The sequence below is a fragment of the Allofournierella massiliensis genome (genome assembly GCF_964241245.1).
GTDB lineage: Bacteria > Bacillota > Clostridia > Oscillospirales > Ruminococcaceae > Allofournierella > Allofournierella massiliensis.
Window position 1 is genome coordinate 35,167 of the sequence record NZ_CAXSWZ010000005.1, and the last position, 17,727, is coordinate 52,893.

Consider the following 17,727-nt stretch of genomic DNA (forward strand, 5'->3'; position numbering starts at 1 on the left):
GGTTCCGGCGAAACAAGGAGGACCCATGAAAAACACCACTCTCTGCTACATCGAACAGGACAACAGCTACCTGATGCTCCATCGGGTAAAGAAACATCAGGACCCCAACGCCGGCAAGTGGATCGGCGTTGGCGGCAAATTTGAGGATGGCGAAAGCCCGGACGAATGCCTTGTGCGGGAGGTACGGGAGGAAACCGGCCTGACCCTCACCCGCTGGCGCTGCCGGGGCATTGTGACCTTTGTGTCCGACGAGTGGCCCACCGAATACATGCACCTGTTCACTGCGGACGGCTTCGAAGGCCGGCTCATCGATTGTAACGAAGGAGAGCTTGCCTGGATAAAGAAAGCGCAGGTGCCCGCGCTGAACCTGTGGGAGGGCGACCGGATTTTTCTGGAGCTGCTGGCCCGGGAAGAGTCCTTTTTCCTGCTCAAACTCAGCTATCAGGGCGACCGGCTTGCCGGTGCAGTGCTGAATGGACAGGCTCTGGAGCTGTGAATTGATTAACTAAAACAGGTTGTTGTATAAGATATCGAAAACTTTTCCATGTTTTGTTTTATTTTTATTGACTTTTAACACAAAAGGTACCATAATGAAGGTAACAGGTCCCCCGCACATTATTTGGAAAGGTGGTTGCTTTCATTTATGAGCGTTGAGAAATCTTATTTTGATAAAATCGCAGAATATGGCCAGCTGGTTATCATTTCCGGCCCCAGCGGCGTAGGCAAGAGCACCGTCATCACCAACTACATCGCAGAGCATCCCAATGCCTGCAAATGTGTTTCCGTGACCACCCGTCCCCCCCGGGCGGATGAGGAAGATGGTGAGGATCATTACTTCGTAACCCATCAGGAATTCGAGCAGCTGATCCGTTCCCAGCAGCTGCTGGAGTATGTATACCGGGGCCAGAACGGTTACGGTACCCCCAAGAACGCGGTGGAAAAGCTGCGCCGGGCCGGCCGCAATGTGATTCTGGACGTGGACGTGGTGGGCGCCACCAAGATCCGCACCCTCTGCCCGGACGCCACCCTGATCTTCATCATGCCCCCCTCCTGGGAGGAGCTGGAGCGCCGCCTGCGGGCAGATTCCACCAAGACTGAGGAAAATATCCGCAATGAGCTGGAAACTGCGCAGGAAGAGGTTCTGTGCGCCGGTCAGTATGATTACATTCTGATCAACGATACCGTGGAAAAGACCGTTCGCCGCCTGGGCCAGATCATCCATGGCAACCGCTACAGCCGCAACAGCATGCGCACCTTCCTGGAAAGCTACATTGAAAGCGAGCTGACGCCTCAGTCCGACCTGGCGGACGAGATTCTGTCCATCCATCGGGACTGATCGCCAAACAGTTTTTCCCTGAAATAAAGCAAACAAAAGGCAGCCGCCGCAAACCAAATGGTTTGCGGCGGCTGTCTTCTTTTTATCGGTAGCTTTATCCTTCGGAAGCGGCTTCGCCGGAGCTGCTCTCACTGGTGGCAGCCTCACTGGAAACAGCTTCACTGGAAGCCGCCTCACTGGTAGTCGCTTCACTGGATGCAGTCTCGCTGGAAGCAATGTCCCCGGTGGAATCACTGGTAGCGCCCAGATCCATCCTGCTCTTTTCAAACACGGTCACCTTATTGGTATCCACCAGATAAACCGTATCCTCTCCCTGCTTCTGCAGGTAGACGGTACCGGTCACATCATTGGTGGCTCCGCATATCCAGGTGGTAGTCTCCCCGTTGGCAGTCATCCAGAAGGTCAGGGTGGGTTCTTCCAGCCCGTATTCCTCGCTGGTTTCGGTCAGCTGACGGCTGGCCTCCAGATTCACAAAGGCGGTGAGCATGCTGTTCACGCTGCTCTGATCCAGTTTGTATTCCGGATCATCCGCCAGATACCAGACGGTCTCGGTTTCCGGTTCGCTCTCTTGTGAGGCGGAGGTGCTGGCGGAATCGTCGGCGGTTTCACTGCTGTCGCTTTCGGTTTCCACAATCTCCTGCCGCTGCTCAAAATTCAGCGTATCCCTCTGCCAGGTGTAGCCAAAGCTCTCGATCTCGGAGGATGCGGTCAGAGACGTGAGGGCGATGGAAGTGTCCTCCGACGCGCTGGCCGCCGCGTCCCGGTCGCTGATGGTCTGGGCCGCCAGTACGCCGACCGCCAGAACCACCAGCAAAACCACAAGCCCGATCATCAGGTTTCGTTTTGCTTTCATTATTGGCGCCTCCGTTTGATGGTGATGGCCGCACCGGCAATCAGGCAGATCACCGGCAGCACAATGGTGGTCAGGTTACCCCAGAAGGCCGCATCCCCTGCACTCACGGTGAGGGTATCACTGCTCAGGCTCTTGGCCGCGATCAGAATGCTGCTGTCCTGCCCGCTGAGCCAGCTGACGCAGCCCAGCAGAAACTGGTCGTTGCCGCCGCCCACCGAGGCGTTCACGTTCTGGTCCAGCAGCGCCACGCTGCTCACCCAGATCACCTGGGATTCAATTCCCTCGTCCTCATTTTCGGTCCTGGTGGCTGCCACTGCCAAATCGAAGGGGCCTTCCTGGTCGCCCTCTTCCTTGTCGGTGGTGGCCATGTCGTAACCGGCCGCCTTGTTGTAGGCGGAGGAGCTGGTGGTCAGCAGGCTGTCCACCGTCACGTTCTCCAGCTCACTGGTCTGGATGGCCTGTGCATAGGGCAGCATCACATACAGGTTGGCAAGGCCGCTGGTGGCCTCGTGACTCTCAATTTCAGGCAGCAGGTAGTAGTTGAAGCCCCGGGCATGATAGGAGGAGTTGCCCTCCACCACCAGACCATCCAGCTTGCTCAGGCCGTATTCCGCCATCAGGGCGTTCAGGTTGGGGGTGCTGTCGGAGCTGTCGCTCAGGAAAATCAGCTTGCCGCCGCTGCTCAGGTAATCCCGCAGCAGCTGCACGTCCTCGGTGGTGTAATCCACGGTAGGGCCCGCAATCAGCACCGCCGCCGCATCCTCGGGAATGCTCTCAGCCGATACCAGCGACAGATCCACCAGCTCAATGTTCTGCATGTTCAGCGCGCTCTCCTGCTCGCCGGTCAGCTGCTGCTCACCGTGGCCGGTGAGGGTGTAGACCCTGGGCAGATCCTCGGTGGTCACATAATACACCGCGCTGGTCAGCTGCTGCTCGCCGTCGAACAGCACATCATAGATGCCGGTGGTGTAGTAGTTGCTGTAATCGTAGGTGTACAGGTCATTGGAGTCGATCACCTTGCTGCGGTCACCGCTCACCACGATGATACTGCCCTCGCTGGCCGTTTGGGCGCCATACTGCTGAGCAAAGGTGGGATAAACCGCCGGATCCTTCTGTTCCCAGCTCAGGTGCTTGCTCTCCTGGGTATAGCGGTCCAGGAAGGTGACCACGCTCTCACTTTCATAGCCGCTCTGGGCCAGATAGTAGAAGGTAACGTCCTGCTCCAGGCCCGCCAGCAGGTCCTTTGTGGTGTCGCCAATGGAATAAAGCCCGTTCTGGCTCATGTCCCACTGGGTGTATTTGCTGGGCAGCTTGCCCACCATCAGATTCACCAGAATCACCGCCACCAGCACAAGAGCGGTAAGCACACTGGCCATTGCGCCGTTCTGGAATACGGCCTTGCTGGTGGGCTGCCCCTTCAGGGCACCCACCACCAGCGCGCCCCACTGCCGGAGGCTGCGCTTTTCCCGTGCGGTTTTTTCGTCGTTCTTTTTGAAAAACTTCATTGCGTGTTTCCTCCTCTCAGTTCCAGCGGCGCTTTTCCAGCGCCTGCCCGGTGAGGAACAGGAACAGCACAATCACGCCCAGATAATACACCAGCGCCGTAACGCTGAACAGACCGTTCACAAACTCCAGAAAGGGCTCGAACAGAGCCAGCGCCCCCAGCACGCTGGTAAAGGCACTGGTAAGCACGGCGCTTCTGGTGTTGAACAGGATGGTCAGCAGCACAAAGCCCACCACAAACACACCGGCGCCCAGAGTCAGACTGCGGCTGCGCAGGCCCACGATCAGGCTCACTGCCAGCAGGATCACCACAAACGCCGCCATGGCAAGGCCGCTGCCGGTGGTGAACAGAGTCTGGATGCTGGGCAGCAGATAAGATACCAGCAGCACGCCAAAACCGGACAGCGCCGCAATGATCTGGTTCTCGGTGAGGGTGGAAAGATACATGCACACGGCGATGCAGGCCGCGCCCATGAAGAAATAGCCCAGAATGCCCGCATAGCTGGCCACCAGATCCACACCGCCCAGCATCAGCATGATCAGCGGATACAGCGAAAAGATGGCCACCGGCACTGCGAACATGGCCATCAGCGCCAGATATTTCCCCAGCACAATACCGGTTATGCTCACCGGGCTGGTAAGCAGCAACTGGTCGGTTTTGCTGCGCTTTTCCTCCGCAAAGCTGCGCATGCACAGCAACGGAATGAAAATCAGCAGTACGATCACGAAGCTGTAAAGAGCAATGGAAAAGTTGGTGTAGCCGCCCTGCAGGTTGGCTGCAGTGAAATAAAGGCCCCCGAACAGCAGCATCACACCGGTGAGCAGCCAGCCCATCATGCCGCTGTAATAGCTTTTGAATTCCCGCTTGAAAATCGCACTCATTTCTCGTCCGCCTCCTCCTGTTCCGCCTGGGCGGACGCATCATCTTCCTGCCCGATTTCCCCGTCGGGCTGCACGGTGCCTTCCACCGCATCCTGCACAAATTCCAGATCCTCCGGGCACAGAGCGTCCTCTTTCTGCTCCTCCAGAATCTCCTGTGCTTCCTCGTCGCCCGCCTGTGCAGTGAGCTGCAGGAACACGTCCTCCAGGCTCATGGAAGCGGTAGTCAGCCCCAGTACCGGGCAGCCCGCCGCCGCCAGCGCAGCACTGACCGCAGCACGCAGATCTTCGCCCTGCGGCACCTGCACCGTCACGCTGGTTTCGCCGTTCTGCTGGCCGGTGATCTGAACCTCGCTCACACCGGGTACGGTGAGCAGCGCGTTCATCACGGCATCCGCCTCGCCCAGCGCGGTGATGTTTAGCGCCGAACCGGCGGTCAGCCGCTGGGCCAGTTCCTCCGGGGTGCCCTGCGCCACCAGCTTGCCCTTGGCAATGATGAGCACCTTGTCGCACAGGGTGCTTACCTCGCTGAGGATGTGGCTGGAGAGGATCACGGTATGATCCTTGCCCAGCTCCTTGATCAGGCTTCGAATCTCGATCACCTGGGCCGGGTCCAGACCCACGGTGGGCTCATCCAGAATAATCACCTTGGGATTTCCCAGCAGCGCGGCGGCCAGGCCCACGCGCTGGCGGTAGCCCTTGGACAGATTTTTGATCAGCCGGTTTTCCATTTCAATCAGACCGGTGCGCTCCATGGCCTGTTCCACCTGCTCAATGCGCTCGGCCCGCTTGACCTTTTTCAGCTCGGCCACAAACAGCAGGTATTCCCGGGGCGTCATGTCCACATACAGGGGCGGCTGCTCCGGCAGATAGCCCACACAGGCCTTCGCCGCACCGGCCTCCTCCAGAATATCGTGCCCATCGATGGACACCGTGCCGCTGCTGGCGGAAAGATACCCGGTCAGAATGTTCATCGTGGTGGATTTGCCGGCGCCGTTTGGGCCCAGCAGACCATACACGATCCCCTCTTCCACCTCAAACGAGATGTCATCCACCGCCAGGTGGCCGCCATATCGCTTGGTAAGATGTTCTACTTGAATCAAAAAAGCCACACTCCTTTGGTTCCGCCGCCCACGCCGGGGCGACGGATGCATAAAAAGGCGGCCCCGACTTTGCCGAGACCTGAACCGGGCGTTTTTTGCCCGCCTTTCCTTGTTTGAGTGTATCCTCCGGCTGTGAAAGTTTTGCAAAAGCTCTTTGAAAATCGTGAAAAAATTACCGGCATTTTCCAGCAAAAAAGCCCTTCGGGAGATTACTCCCGAAGGGCTGCGGAACATTCCTGTTATTCGTCTTTTTTCTTTTCGCCGAAGCGGTATTCAGTGCCGTTCATCAGGCGCTGGATATTGGCCCGGTGCATCCACACCACCAGCACCGCCATCAAAACAGTGCATACGCCGGTAAACAGCAGGCTACGCTGGGTATACCAGGACCAGAGCAGCGTGAGAATGGGGTACAGCACTGCCACGGTGACCGACGCCAGACTCACGATGCGGGTAGTAAGAGCAATGGCAAAGAATACCACCAGCAGCGCCAGCAGCACCACCGGCTCGCTGGCCAGAATAGCGCCCGCGGCCACCGCGATGCCCTTGCCGCCCTTGAAGCCGAACCAGACCGGCCACAGATGGCCGCACACCGCACCGATGGCAGCCAGATACCCGGCATAAACGCCGTTCACATCCGCCCCGGTAAGCAGGGCCACACCCCAATGGCACAGCCAGACCGCCACCGCGCCCTTGGCCATATCGCCGGCCAGGGTCAATGCCGCTGCCTTTTTGCCGTAGGTGCGCAGGATGTTGGTGGTGCCTGCGTTGCCGCTGCCCTTCGTGCGCACGTCCTCGTGGTAGAGCCCCTTGCTCACAACCACGCCAAAATTGATGCTGCCCAGCAGATAACCGATCACAACGGAGACGGCCATCATCAAAATAAACGCCGGTTCTAACGCCATGGATTCACACGCTCCTTTGTTGTTTTCCGCTTTGCGGCTCTTTTACTTGGTGCTGCCGTCGCCCCGTTCCCGCACGACCATACGCACGGGGGTACCTTCCAGACCAAAGGTTTCACGGATCTGATTCTCAATGTAGCGCTGGTAAGAGAAGTGGAACAGATCCTTCCGGTTCACGAAGCACACAAACGTGGGGGGCCGGGTGGAGATCTGGGTCATGTAGTAGATCTTCAGGCGGCGGCCCTTGTCGCTGGGGGGCTGCACGCGGGCAGTGGCCCGGGCCAGCAGCTCGTTCAGCATACCGGTGGTCACCCGCAGAGCATTCTGACTGTCCACATACTTGATCAGCTCAAACAGCCGGTCCACACGCTGGCCGGTCTTGGCGCTGATGAAGATGATGGGCGCATAGCTCATGAAGCTGAAGTCGTTCATCAGCTTCTTGCGGTGGGCGTCCATGGTCTTGTCGTCCTTTTCCACCGCGTCCCACTTGTTCACGGCGATGATGCAGGCCTTGCCCTGCTCGTGGGCGTAGCCGGCAACCTTGGAGTCCTGCTCGGTGAAGCCCACGGTGGCATCGATCATGATCACGCACACCCGGCTGCGCTCCACCGCGGCCAGACTGCGCAGAACGCTGTAACGTTCCACGCCTTCCTCCACCTTGCCCCGCTTGCGCAGGCCGGCGGTGTCGGTAAAGACAAAGCTGCCGTACTTGTTGTCCACCTGGGAGTCGATGGCGTCGCGGGTGGTGCCCGCCTCGTTGGCCACGATCATACGATTTTCGCCCAGAATATAGTTGATCAGGCTGGATTTGCCCACATTGGGCCGGCCGATCACCGCCACGGTGATACGCTCGTCCTCCTGATCGTTCTCGTCATCAAAATTCAGGTGCTCGCACACCGCGTCCAGCAGATCGCCGGTGCCGTGGCCGTGCACGCTGGAGATGGGGTACAGCTCGCCCAGACCCAGGCTGTAAAAATCGTACAGCTCCATGGGGGGTTCGCCGATCCGGTCCACCTTATTGACCGCCAGCACCACGGGCTTGCCGCTGCGCATCAGCTGGTTGGCGATGTCCTGATCCTGGGCGGTCACACCGGCACGCAGATCCACCACCATGATGATGCACTCCGCCGCGTCGATGGCCAGCTGAGCCTGATGGCGGATATGGGTCTGGATATCATCCTCGCCCATCTCGATACCGCCGGTGTCCACCAGCAGGAAGGTGTGGTTCTGCCATTCGCAGTCGCCAAAGATCCGGTCGCGGGTCACGCCGGGGGTATCTTCCACGATGGCCAGTCGCTGGCCGATCAGCTTATTGAACAGGGTGGATTTGCCCACGTTGGGCCGGCCCACCACTGCAACGATTGGTTTTGCCATAAGAGCCTCCTTCTCTCAGTTCTTTTCGCCCCTTGGGGCTCGGGGAGTTCCATGCGGGCGGTCAGGCCAGCTTGGGCGCCAGCAGCGCCCGCACCAGATCACCGCCGCCGCTGGGCAGGATATGCACCTTCACGCCCAGGGCATGCTCCAGATCCGCAATGGACTTGGAATCCAGGAACAGATCCTTTTCGTCCCGCAGCATGACCTCCGGCACGCCCAGATGCTTGCTTTTCAGCTTGCCCCTGCACTGGTCGATGATGTCGGTGGCGGTGACCAGACCGGCCACGCTCACGTTGCCGCCGAAGAAATTGTTTTTGATGGGGTGTACCTGCACCTTCACACTGCGGTGCCGGTGGGTCAGCTCGGCCATCATTTCCTGAATCAGCGGCGCCGCCAGGGTACCGGTGACCACGTCGATGCTGCGGGGGATGGGAATGCGCCGGTGGGCGAAGGTCAGCTCTGCCAGAAATTCATCCCGGAACATCCGCCACATACCCACGCCGTTTTCCAGCTGGGGAAAATCCTCATAGAATTCGCCGCCGGGAATGGGCCGCCCGGCGCACAGGTACCACTCGTCGCCGGGATAGACCATGCGGCAGCCGTTCTGCGCCTTGCAGCGGTCGCCGTATTCTTCCAGAATGTCCAGCACTTCCGCGCTGGTAGCCGCGTCGTAGGGCTCCAGCTTGTACAGGCCCTTGCGGTAGTCGGTCAGGCCGCTGGGAACCGCTGCGATGCTCTGCACCGCCGGATACATGCCGGTGAGCTTGTCCAGCGTGCGGCGCAGCTCATCGCCATCGTTCACGCCCCGGCACAGCACCAGCTGGCAGTTCATCTGGATGCCTGCCTCGGCAAATTCATCCAGATATTTCAGCACCTCGCCCGCCCGCTTGTTGGCCATCATCCGAACCCGCAGCTCCGGGTTGGTGGTATGCACCGAGATGTTGATGGGGGAAATGTGCATCTTTTTGATGCGCTCCACCTCATGCTCGTTCAGGTTGGTCAGGGTCACATAGTTGCCGAACAAAAACGACAGGCGCTCGTCGTCGTCCTTGAAATACAGCGTTTCCCGCAGGCCCTTGGGCAGCTGGTCGATGAAGCAGAACATGCAGTGGTTTGCGCAGGAATGCTTCTGGTCGATCAGATAGGTCTCGAATTCACAGCCCAGAGGCTCGTATTCGCCCTTTTCCACCTTCAGGTAATCCAGCTGGCCATCCTTCATCACGGCCAGCTCAAAGCGTTCGCCGGCGGTGTAGAACTGGTAATCCAGCATATCGTTGATTTCGTTGCCGTCGGCCGAATAAAGCATCGACCCGGCGCTCAGGCCCAGCGCTTCGGCTGCCGAGCCTTTCTGCACGCTTTTCACGCGTACTGCCATGCCAGTTTTGCACCTTCCTTTTCAACAGGTTTCGCTCTGCACAAGAAAAAGGGGAAGGCGTAAGCCCTCCCCTAGCTCTTACGGAAAGCGGATTACGCTTCCTTCTTGATGATTTCCTTGCCCTTGTAGTAGCCGCAATTGCCGCATACCTGGTGGGGGAGCTTGTACTCGCCACACTGGCTGCACTTTACCAGTGCAGGGGCTTCCAGCTTCCACACAGAGGAGCGACGCTTGTCACGCCGTGCCTTGGAAACCTTTCTCTTGGGTACTGCCATTTTAGCACCTCCTCAATGTGAATGAAGTTAATTCAGCAGTTGTTTTAATATAGCAAGCCGTTCGTCTACGGGGGTAGTGGAGCCCCCCTCACAGCAGGTGCAACCCGCTGCTTTGGGTTTACCGCAAACATGGCATAGCCCTTGGCAATCCGCACTGCACAGCAGCACGGTTGGAATTCCCATCACAAGTTCCTCGCACGCCAGCTCCTTGACCGAAAGCTTGCCTGCCTCGTCGATGGGCAATTCCTGATATTCATCGCTCAGCTCCTGCTCACGCACCAGCCATTCCCGCTCGATCGAACAGGGATATTCCACCGGTGCAAGGCAACGGGCGCATTCTGCCTGTGCCAATGCGTTCAGGCTGAGCCGCAGCACAACGCCTTCGCCGTTCAGCGCGGCGTCAAAGGTGCCTGTGACCGTCTGCACAATCTGGTAACCCGGGAAATCGTAATCGCTCAGGTCCAGCTGCAGATCCGCGTGATAAGGCACGCGGCCGGTCTGAAAAAACTTTTTCAGGTCGAATTGCATAGTACACCTCTAAAAGACTGCCTACCTATTATACCGAATCCCAGAGGGTTTGTCAATACCAAATTTCGGGCGGGAACCAAATTTTTTGGCTCCCGCCCGCGCATGAAACGATTACAGGTATTTCTTTACGTCCTCGGGCAGAGTCTCGAGGGCAGCAGAAATGGTAATGGTAACGTTCACGTTCTCCCCTGCGATGGCCTGTACGTCGTCCAGGAATTTGCCCAGACCGGCCAGATCGTGGTCGCCGACCTTCAGGATGCCGTCCACAAACAGCTCGGTGATGTCGTAGTTGCCGGCCAGAACGCCTGCAACAAAACCGTACATCATGTTGTAGCCGGTGATGTGATACTCATCCAGGTCGATCAGGCGGGCGGCGTGATCGATGTCATAAGTCAGCTTCATGGATTTCTCCAGCACAACAACGTTGCCAGTGGTGGTCTTGGTAACTGCGTTGATGGCCTCGATCATGGCTTTGGTTTTGCCGGTGCCTTTCGTACCAACGATCAGTTTAATCATAAGAGGGTACCTCCTTCTATTTTGCGAAACGCGGCATGCCGCGATTTCCCTTTATGTCTCCCCGTTTATCCGCCGGGGGAGCGGTTTATCAGCTCAGCTTTGCTTCCAGCTCAGCCTTGCGGTCCTCGTAGCCGGGCTTGCCCAGCAGAGCAAACATGTTCTTCTTGTAGCTTTCCACGCCGGGCTGGTCGAAGGGGTTCACGCTCAGCAGGTAGCCGCTGATGGCGCAGGCCCGCTCGAAGAAGTAGATCAGGTAGCCCAGATCGTACTCGTTCAGGCTGGGGGTCTCCAGCACGATGTTGGGAACATCGCCGTCGGTGTGGGCCAGAATGGTGCCCTGCATGGCCTTCTCGTTGACCACGCTCATGTTCTGGTTGGCCAGGAAGTTCAGGCCGTCCAGATTCTCCTCATCAGCTTCGATGAACAGATCCTGAGAGGGCTTGTGGATGTTGACCACGGTCTCGAACATCACGCGGGAGCCTTCCTGCACGAACTGACCCATGGAGTGCAGATCGGTGGAGAATACCACGCTGGTGGGCATGAGGCCCTTGTTGTCCTTGCCTTCGCTCTCGCCGAACAGCTGCTTGTACCACTCGTTCATCATGGTGAAGTTGGGCTCATAGGCGGCCAGCAGCTCCACAGCCTTGCCCTTGCGGTACAGGATGTTGCGGGCGGCGGCGTATTTGTAGCAGTCGTTTTCCGGAGTGCACTTGGAGTACTCCTCACGGGCAGCGGCAGCGCCCTGCATCAGAGCGTCGATGTCGCAGCCGGCGCAGGCGATGGGCAGCAGGCCCACGGCGGTGAGCACCGAGTAACGGCCGCCCACATCGTCGGGTACAACGAAGGTGGGCCAGCCCTCTTCGTCGGCCTGCTTCTTCAGAGTACCGCGGCTGCGGTCGGTGGTAGCGTAGATGCGCTTGGCAGCGCCTTCCTTGCCATAGCGCTCTTCCAGGTACTTTTTGAATACGCGGAAGGCCAGCGCAGGCTCGGTGGTGGTACCGGACTTGGAGATCACGTTCACGCTGACCTCCTTGCCCTCACAGCAGGCCAGGATGTCCTGCAGGTAGGCGGGAGAAATGGAGTTGCCCGCGAAGAAGATCTGCGGGGTCTTCTTGCAGGTGCAGTTGTACATCTGGCCCTTGATGGCCTCGATGGCGGCACGGGCACCCAGATAGGAGCCGCCGATGCCGATCACGACCAGCACGTCGGAATCCGAGCAGATCTTCTCGGCCGCGGCCTTGATGCGTGCAAACTCTTCCTTATCGTAATTTACGGGCAGGTCGACCCAGCCCAGAAAGTCGTTGCCGGGGCCGGTGCGGCCTTCCAGCATCTCGTGCGCCGCTTTTACCTGAGGCCAGATGGCTTCGAACTCAGTGTCCTTTACAAATTTTGCAAGATATTTACCGTTAAATTTAACGCTCATATCGCTGCCTCCCACCATGTGTTTTCTTTGTTATAACTATACCGTTTCACATGCTAAAAGTCAAGGGCAGCAGACAGTTCGCACAAATATTTCCCATAGGATAAGGCAGCCCGGAAAGGTGCTGTTCACACTCTTTCCGGGCTGCCTTTTACCGCATATTTTCTCAATGTGCCAGAAGGCCCTGCCACAGCCGTTCCATGGCCAACTTCCAGCTCAGAGCCGGCACATCGGCCGCAGCGGTCACCGGCCAGCTTCCCAGCCCGGTTTCGCCAACATACACTGTCACCCGGCCCACCTCGTCACCCACAGCCACCGGGGCTTCTGCGTTCTCGGTCAGTTCAAGCTCTGCCCTCAGTCCCCCTTTCTCTCCCTTTTGCAGCAGAATCGTGCCCGGCGTCTGGTAATTCAGCGCCACGGTTTCCTGCGCGCCGCCATTCACCGGCAGGAATGAGGGTGCATTTTCCGGCGCGGGGGCCTCGACCCGGGTGAAATTGGCAAAGCCGTAATCCAGCAGCGCGGTGGCAGCATCGAACCGCTCGGCGCTGCTGGACGCGCCCAACACCACCGCGATCAGCGACAGACCGTCCCGGGTGGCACTGGCGGAAAGGCAGACTCCCGCCCCGCCGGTGGTTCCGGTTTTCAGCCCGGTGATTCCCTGATAGCGCCGCATCAGCTTGTTGGTGTTCACCAGCTGGGTCTGGCCATCGCGCAGGCTGTCCGTCCAGATGCCGGTATAATTCAGGATCTGCGGGTGACGGTTCAGCATCTCCCGGCTCATGATGGCCACATCCCGGGCGGTGGAGAGATGGCCCTCCTCATCCAGCCCGCAGGCATTTTTGAAGGTGGTGCCGGTCATACCCAGCTGGGCCGCCTTCCGGTTCATCTGCTCCACAAACACCGGCTCGCTGCCGCCCACCATCTCGGCCAGCGCCACTGCCGCATCGTTGGCGCTGGCCACGCAGACCGCCCGGAGCATCTCGTCCACAGTGAACTGCTCACCCGGTTCCAGCCAGATCTGGCTGCCGCCCATACTGTATGCGTGCTCAGTCACCGGCACCGTGTCCTCCAGTGTAAAGCGGCCCTCCTCCAGCCCCTCCATCACCAGAAGCAGGGTCATCACCTTGGTGATGGAGGCGATGGGCATCCGGCTATCCGCCTCCTTTTCATACAGCACGGTGCCGCTTTCCTGATCAATCAGGATCGCCGCCCGGCAGGGCACGTCAAACTGCCCCAGCGCGAACCGCCCTGCCTGCACCTCCTGCGCATGGGCCGGCAGGGCCAGCCCCACAAGCAGCACCGCCGCCAGAACCAGCGCAGCCGCCCGTCGTTTTGCCATAAAACCTCCACCCTTCTTCCCGGGGTCTTTTCGCCGGCCCGCGGGCGTTGTTCATTCGTTCAACTCTATGTTCCGCTTCGCCGGAATATGCCCGCCCCGCTTGCCTTTTTGCCATTCTCCCCTATAATATAAGAGAAGTATTTCCCTTAAGAAAAAGGAGCGAATCCATGCGCGTAAGTTTTTACACGCTGGGCTGCAAGGTCAATCAGAACGAGACCGGCGCGCTTGCCCAGCTTTTCCGTCAGAACGGATACACTCTGGCCGGCCCCGACGAGGAGGCCGACGTATTTGTGGTGAACAGCTGCACCGTCACCGCCGGGGGCGATAAAAAAAGCCGCCAGTGGCTGCGGCGGGCCAAGCGCCAGTATCCCGGCGCGGTCACCGTGCTCACCGGCTGCTACCCGCAGGCCTTCCCCGAGGAAGCCGCCGCAGTCATGGAGGCGGATGTGGTGATGGGCAACGCCAACCGGCACGCCATCCTGAACAATGTGGCCCGCGCGCTGGAGGGCGAACGGGTGGTGGACATCGCCGCTCATGAAAAGGGCGAGGCCTTTGAGGAGCTGCCCATGGAGCGGTTCGAGGGCCATACCCGGGCCTTTATCAAGGTGCAGGACGGCTGCAACCGCCAGTGCGCCTACTGCGTGATTCCCCGCGCCCGGGGTCGGGTGCGCAGCCGCAGTGAGGCCAGCATCATCCGGGAGCTGGAGGCACTGGCCGCCGCCGGATACAAGGAAGTGGTGTTCAGCGGCATCAACCTGCCCAGCTACGGGCAGGACACCGGCACCAACCTGATCGAGCTCATCGAGCACAGCGCACAGGTAAAGGGCATCGAGCGCATCCGCCTGGGCAGCCTGGAGCCGGACCTGCTCAGCGACGAGGACATCGCCCGCATGGCCCGCACCGAAAAGTTCTGCCCCCAGTTCCATCTTTCGCTGCAAAGCGGCTGCACCGCAACTTTGCGTCGGATGCGCCGGGTCTACACCGCCGAGGAATACGCCGCCGTGGTCAGAAAACTCCGTGCGGCCTATAACGGCGCATGCAGCTTCACCACCGACGTGATCGTGGGCTTCCCCGGCGAGACCGAGGAGGAATTTGCCGAAAGCGTTCGTTTTGTGCAGGAAATCGAATTTTTGAAGGTGCATGTGTTCCCCTACTCCCGCCGCGAGGGCACTCCCGCCGCCACCTTCCCGGACCAGATTCCCGAAGAGGAAAAGGCCCGCCGGGTGCACATTCTGCAAACCGCGGCGGATGAGGTACGCGGCCGCCTGGCCAACGAGCTGACCGGTACGGTGGATACCGTGCTTCTGGAAAAGCCCCTCAGCACAAATCTGTTCACCGGCTACACACGGCTGTATCTGCCGGTGGTGGTCAGCGCCCCCGGCGCAGCGGCCGGCCAGATCCTCCCCTGCCGCCTGGGCGAGTGGGATGGCGAACGCTGCCGGGCAACTGCGGTGCAGCCCTGACCGGGTGCACAAAAAATATCTGCTTTCTTCTCACTACTTGCCCGCTGTGGCGCTTGCCCCATTGGGATGAGTATGTTATATTTTTATTGTATGCGAACCCCAACGCATTTTGGAAGGAGTTATGTGATTATGAGCAACATGCGCGGTATCTACACCTCGGTTACCGAGATCCGTCGCCGGGTCTTTACCGAAGTGGCCCGTCTCTCTTATGAGGGTCAGAACTACGCACAGGAAGTTTCCCGCCTGCCCTACAAAATTATTCCGGGTGAGGTTAACAGCTTCCGCAACAGCATTTTCCTGGAGCGCGCCATCGTTTCCGAGCGCATCCGTCTGGCCATGGGCCTGCCCCTGCGCCCCATGGATGAGCAGGCGCCCACCAACGCCGGCATCGAAAACAGCGTGATCGCTCAGAAGTACTACGATCCCCCGCTGGTGAACATCATCAAGTTCGCCTGCAATGCCTGCCCCGAAAAGAAGGTGGAAGTGACCAACCTCTGCCGTGGCTGCCTGGCCCACCCCTGCGTGGATGTGTGCCCCAAGGAGGCTCTGACCTTCACCCCCGGCGGCCAGACCGTAATCGATCAGGACAAGTGCATCAAGTGCGGCAAGTGTGTGGATGTGTGCCCCTACCACGCCATCGTGAAGATGGAGCGCCCCTGCGCCGCTGCCTGCGGCATGAACGCCATCCACTCCGATGATCTGGGCCGCGCTCAGATCGATCAGGACAAGTGTGTTTCCTGCGGCATGTGCCTGGTGAACTGCCCCTTCGGTGCCATTGTGGACAAGGGCCAGATCTTCCAGCTGATTCAGAGCATTCGTCAGGGCGACCGTGTATACGCCATCATGGCTCCCGCCTTTGTAAGCCAGTTCCCCGGCCTGACCGTGGGCAAGCTGAAGGCCGCCATGCGTCAGCTGGGCTTTGCGGACACCTTCGAGGTTGCCGTGGGCGCCGACCTGTGCACCATCGAGGAAGCCAAGGACTTTATGCGTGAGGTTCCCGAGCATCAGCCCTTCATGGCCACCAGCTGCTGCCCCAGCTGGAGCGTGATGGCCAAGAAGCTTTTCCCCGAGATGGCCGACTACATCAGCATGGCCCTGACCCCCATGGTGCTGACTGCCCGTCTGGTAAAGAAGCATCACGGCAAGGACTGCAAGGTGGTCTTTGTTGGCCCCTGCGCCGCCAAGAAGCTGGAAGCCAGCCGCCGCACCATCCGCAGCGACGTGGACTTTGTGCTCACCTTTGAAGAGCTGATGGGCATGTTTGAAGCCCGTGAAGTGGACTTCGACAATCTGGAAGTGGATCCCGCCGACGACTTCAACAAGGCTTCTGCCGATGGCCGCGGTTTCGCGGTGAGCGGCGGTGTTGCCCAGGCTGTTGCGAACGCCATCAAGAAGCTGGATCCGGACCGCGAAGTCAAGGTTGCCAGCGCCCAGGGCCTGGCCGAGTGCAAAAAGCTGCTCATGATGGCCAAGGCCGGCAAGTACAACGGCTACCTGCTGGAGGGAATGGGCTGCCCCGGCGGCTGCATGGGCGGCGCCGGTACTCTGGCCGATCCCGTGAAGGCTGCTGCCGCTCTGGCCAAGTACAAGAAGGAAGCTCCCATCGAAACTTCGGTGGAGAGCCCCTACGAAAACGATCTGGCTTTCCTGAACTGATCACATTTCCGTTCAAATGCACAAAACCCCGGTGGGAAACTCCCACCGGGGTTTTTCTTTTTGTTTATTGCGTCAGTTTGCCTTCACCGGGTAATCGCTCAGATTGACCACACCCCAGCCCTCAGCAGTGCGTACCCAGGCAGTAGACTCGTCCGCCGCACTGGCCGCTCCCAGAAACTCCATGCTGGTTTTCTGGCGGCCGGTCAGGCTGATGTAGCCCCAGCCGCTTTCGGCCTTCACTGCGGCCCGGTCGCCGTTGAAGGGCAAGGCTTCCAGATACTGGCAGGGAACCATCTCTTCGCCGGTCTCCTGATTCACATAGCCCCACAGCCCGTTCTGCTTCACCGCAAAGGTACCGGTGCTGGCCCGCTGGATCTCTTCATACACCTGATCGTTCAGGGCCGTACCATCCGGCTTGAACAGTCTGTAGCCTTCCCCTTCACTCAGCAGGACCGGGTTGGACTCATCCTTCAGGCTGTACCCCTTCCAATTCGCGTCCTCTGTCGTCGTGGAGGTGGTGGTCGTGACCGTTACGATCATCGGCTCCAATGTGTTCACCATCGTGGAATCCCAGGGAATCAGCGTTCCTGTATCGGCCACATACAGGCCGCCGGATGTTTTGTCGTAGTACATCGGCATTTCAAACGCGCCATGCCCGCCGGAGCCAATCACCTCGCCCTTGGCGTTATAGATTTCGGTCTCCCCTTCGTTGGTGATGCCGCACACCGGGCACCAGTGGACGTCCTTTTCCGCCGGAATCACAATGTTGCCTTTCAGGTCGATCACGCCGGTTTTCCCGTTCTGAGTAAAGAAGGCCAGCTGCTCCCGCTCCTCCAGGCTCAGCTGAGTCTGCGAAGGCGCGGAGTAATCCGACAGCGAAGCAACGATGTCAATGTCCTTCACCGGCCCAACCACAAAGCCGGCCTGCGGTTTCGGGGTTGCGGTGGGCTCCGCACTGGGCTGAGGCTGCGCCGTGGAGGGTGCGCTGGTCTTTTCCGGGCCGATTTCGGTCACATCATAGCCATCATTCGACTTTTTGCAGGCGGTAAAACTCACCGCCAGGCACACCGCCAGCGCGGCGGCAATCCATTTTTTATTCAAGGGGAATTCTCCTCTCTGTTCTGGCCCTGCGCGCCTTTGCAGCGCGGGCCGGGTTTTCGTTATTGTACCACGAAACTGTGAATTTTTCAAAAACAGAAGCTTTCAAA

Annotated in this window: 17 protein-coding genes; 4 read left to right on the top strand and 13 right to left on the bottom strand. The window is 59.2% G+C overall.

Annotation, left to right across the window (positions count from 1 at the left end; all coding sequences use genetic code 11):
* Positions 1 to 25: 25 nt before the first annotated feature.
* Both ACESYO_RS04090 and gmk read left to right on the top strand, forming a co-directional pair.
* The gene (locus ACESYO_RS04090; RefSeq protein ID WP_373209396.1) at positions 26 to 496 is read left to right on the top strand and encodes an NUDIX hydrolase; all 471 of its coding nucleotides are present in this window, start codon (positions 26 to 28) and stop codon (positions 494 to 496) included.
* Between the two features lie 147 nt (positions 497 to 643).
* On the top strand, positions 644 to 1,336 hold the full coding sequence (gene gmk, locus ACESYO_RS04095) for a guanylate kinase (protein ID WP_373209397.1): 693 nt from the start codon (positions 644 to 646) through the stop codon (positions 1,334 to 1,336).
* Between the two features lie 94 nt (positions 1,337 to 1,430).
* Here gmk and ACESYO_RS04100 read toward each other — a convergent pair whose 3' ends face one another.
* The 12 genes from ACESYO_RS04100 to ACESYO_RS04155 all read right to left on the bottom strand — a co-directional run bounded on the left by ACESYO_RS04100 (position 1,431) and on the right by ACESYO_RS04155 (position 13,400).
* Positions 1,431 to 2,189: a DUF4340 domain-containing protein gene (locus ACESYO_RS04100; RefSeq protein ID WP_373209398.1), complete on the bottom strand. Its 759-nt coding sequence runs from the start codon at positions 2,187 to 2,189 to the stop codon at positions 1,431 to 1,433.
* The gene (locus tag ACESYO_RS04105; RefSeq protein WP_373209399.1) at positions 2,189 to 3,694 is read right to left on the bottom strand and encodes a GldG family protein; all 1,506 of its coding nucleotides are present in this window, start codon (positions 3,692 to 3,694) and stop codon (positions 2,189 to 2,191) included. The genes ACESYO_RS04100 and ACESYO_RS04105 overlap by 1 nt, the downstream gene beginning before the upstream one ends.
* Positions 3,695 to 3,710: 16 nt before the next feature.
* Positions 3,711 to 4,574 (bottom strand): ABC transporter permease, encoded by an 864-nt coding sequence (locus ACESYO_RS04110; RefSeq protein ID WP_373209400.1) that lies wholly within the window; start codon positions 4,572 to 4,574, stop codon positions 3,711 to 3,713.
* A complete protein-coding gene (locus ACESYO_RS04115) occupies positions 4,571 to 5,674 on the bottom strand; it encodes an ABC transporter ATP-binding protein (protein WP_373209401.1) in 1,104 nt (367 codons plus the stop codon). The genes ACESYO_RS04110 and ACESYO_RS04115 overlap by 4 nt, the downstream gene beginning before the upstream one ends.
* Positions 5,675 to 5,913: 239 nt before the next feature.
* A complete protein-coding gene (gene plsY, locus ACESYO_RS04120; RefSeq protein WP_283128566.1) occupies positions 5,914 to 6,576 on the bottom strand; it encodes a glycerol-3-phosphate 1-O-acyltransferase PlsY in 663 nt (220 codons plus the stop codon).
* Between the two features lie 42 nt (positions 6,577 to 6,618).
* On the bottom strand, positions 6,619 to 7,947 hold the full coding sequence (gene der, locus ACESYO_RS04125) for a ribosome biogenesis GTPase Der (RefSeq protein ID WP_373209402.1): 1,329 nt from the start codon (positions 7,945 to 7,947) through the stop codon (positions 6,619 to 6,621).
* Positions 7,948 to 8,008: 61 nt separating this feature from the next.
* On the bottom strand, positions 8,009 to 9,322 hold the full coding sequence (locus ACESYO_RS04130) for a DUF512 domain-containing protein (RefSeq protein ID WP_373209403.1): 1,314 nt from the start codon (positions 9,320 to 9,322) through the stop codon (positions 8,009 to 8,011).
* Between the two features lie 92 nt (positions 9,323 to 9,414).
* The gene (rpmF, locus tag ACESYO_RS04135; RefSeq protein ID WP_058967140.1) at positions 9,415 to 9,597 is read right to left on the bottom strand and encodes a 50S ribosomal protein L32; all 183 of its coding nucleotides are present in this window, start codon (positions 9,595 to 9,597) and stop codon (positions 9,415 to 9,417) included.
* A gap of 27 nt (positions 9,598 to 9,624) precedes the next feature.
* Entirely contained in the window at positions 9,625 to 10,086 is a 462-nt protein-coding gene (locus ACESYO_RS04140; RefSeq protein ID WP_373211204.1) for a YceD family protein, read from the bottom strand.
* A 150-nt stretch (positions 10,087 to 10,236) separates the two neighbouring features.
* A complete protein-coding gene (locus tag ACESYO_RS04145; protein ID WP_058967142.1) occupies positions 10,237 to 10,641 on the bottom strand; it encodes a hypothetical protein in 405 nt (134 codons plus the stop codon).
* An 88-nt stretch (positions 10,642 to 10,729) separates the two neighbouring features.
* A complete protein-coding gene (locus ACESYO_RS04150) occupies positions 10,730 to 12,064 on the bottom strand; it encodes a glucose-6-phosphate isomerase (RefSeq protein ID WP_373209405.1) in 1,335 nt (444 codons plus the stop codon).
* Between the two features lie 163 nt (positions 12,065 to 12,227).
* Positions 12,228 to 13,400 carry a D-alanyl-D-alanine carboxypeptidase family protein gene (locus ACESYO_RS04155; protein WP_373209406.1) on the bottom strand — a complete coding sequence of 391 codons (1,173 nt, stop codon included), beginning with the start codon at positions 13,398 to 13,400 and terminating at the stop codon, positions 12,228 to 12,230.
* A gap of 167 nt (positions 13,401 to 13,567) precedes the next feature.
* Here ACESYO_RS04155 and mtaB point away from each other — a divergent pair, with 167 nt between their 5' ends.
* Together mtaB and ACESYO_RS04165 are read left to right on the top strand one after the other, a co-directional pair.
* Positions 13,568 to 14,863: a tRNA (N(6)-L-threonylcarbamoyladenosine(37)-C(2))-methylthiotransferase MtaB gene (gene mtaB, locus ACESYO_RS04160; RefSeq protein ID WP_373209407.1), complete on the top strand. Its 1,296-nt coding sequence runs from the start codon at positions 13,568 to 13,570 to the stop codon at positions 14,861 to 14,863.
* Positions 14,864 to 15,001: 138 nt separating this feature from the next.
* Complete coding sequence (locus tag ACESYO_RS04165) at positions 15,002 to 16,519, top strand: 4Fe-4S dicluster domain-containing protein (protein WP_058967242.1); 1,518 nt, start codon at positions 15,002 to 15,004, stop codon at positions 16,517 to 16,519.
* A 72-nt stretch (positions 16,520 to 16,591) separates the two neighbouring features.
* Here the strand turns inward: ACESYO_RS04165 and ACESYO_RS04170 are convergent, their stop codons facing one another.
* Entirely contained in the window at positions 16,592 to 17,620 is a 1,029-nt protein-coding gene (locus ACESYO_RS04170; RefSeq protein ID WP_373209408.1) for a WG repeat-containing protein, read from the bottom strand.
* Between the last annotated feature and the right edge of the window lie 107 nt (positions 17,621 to 17,727).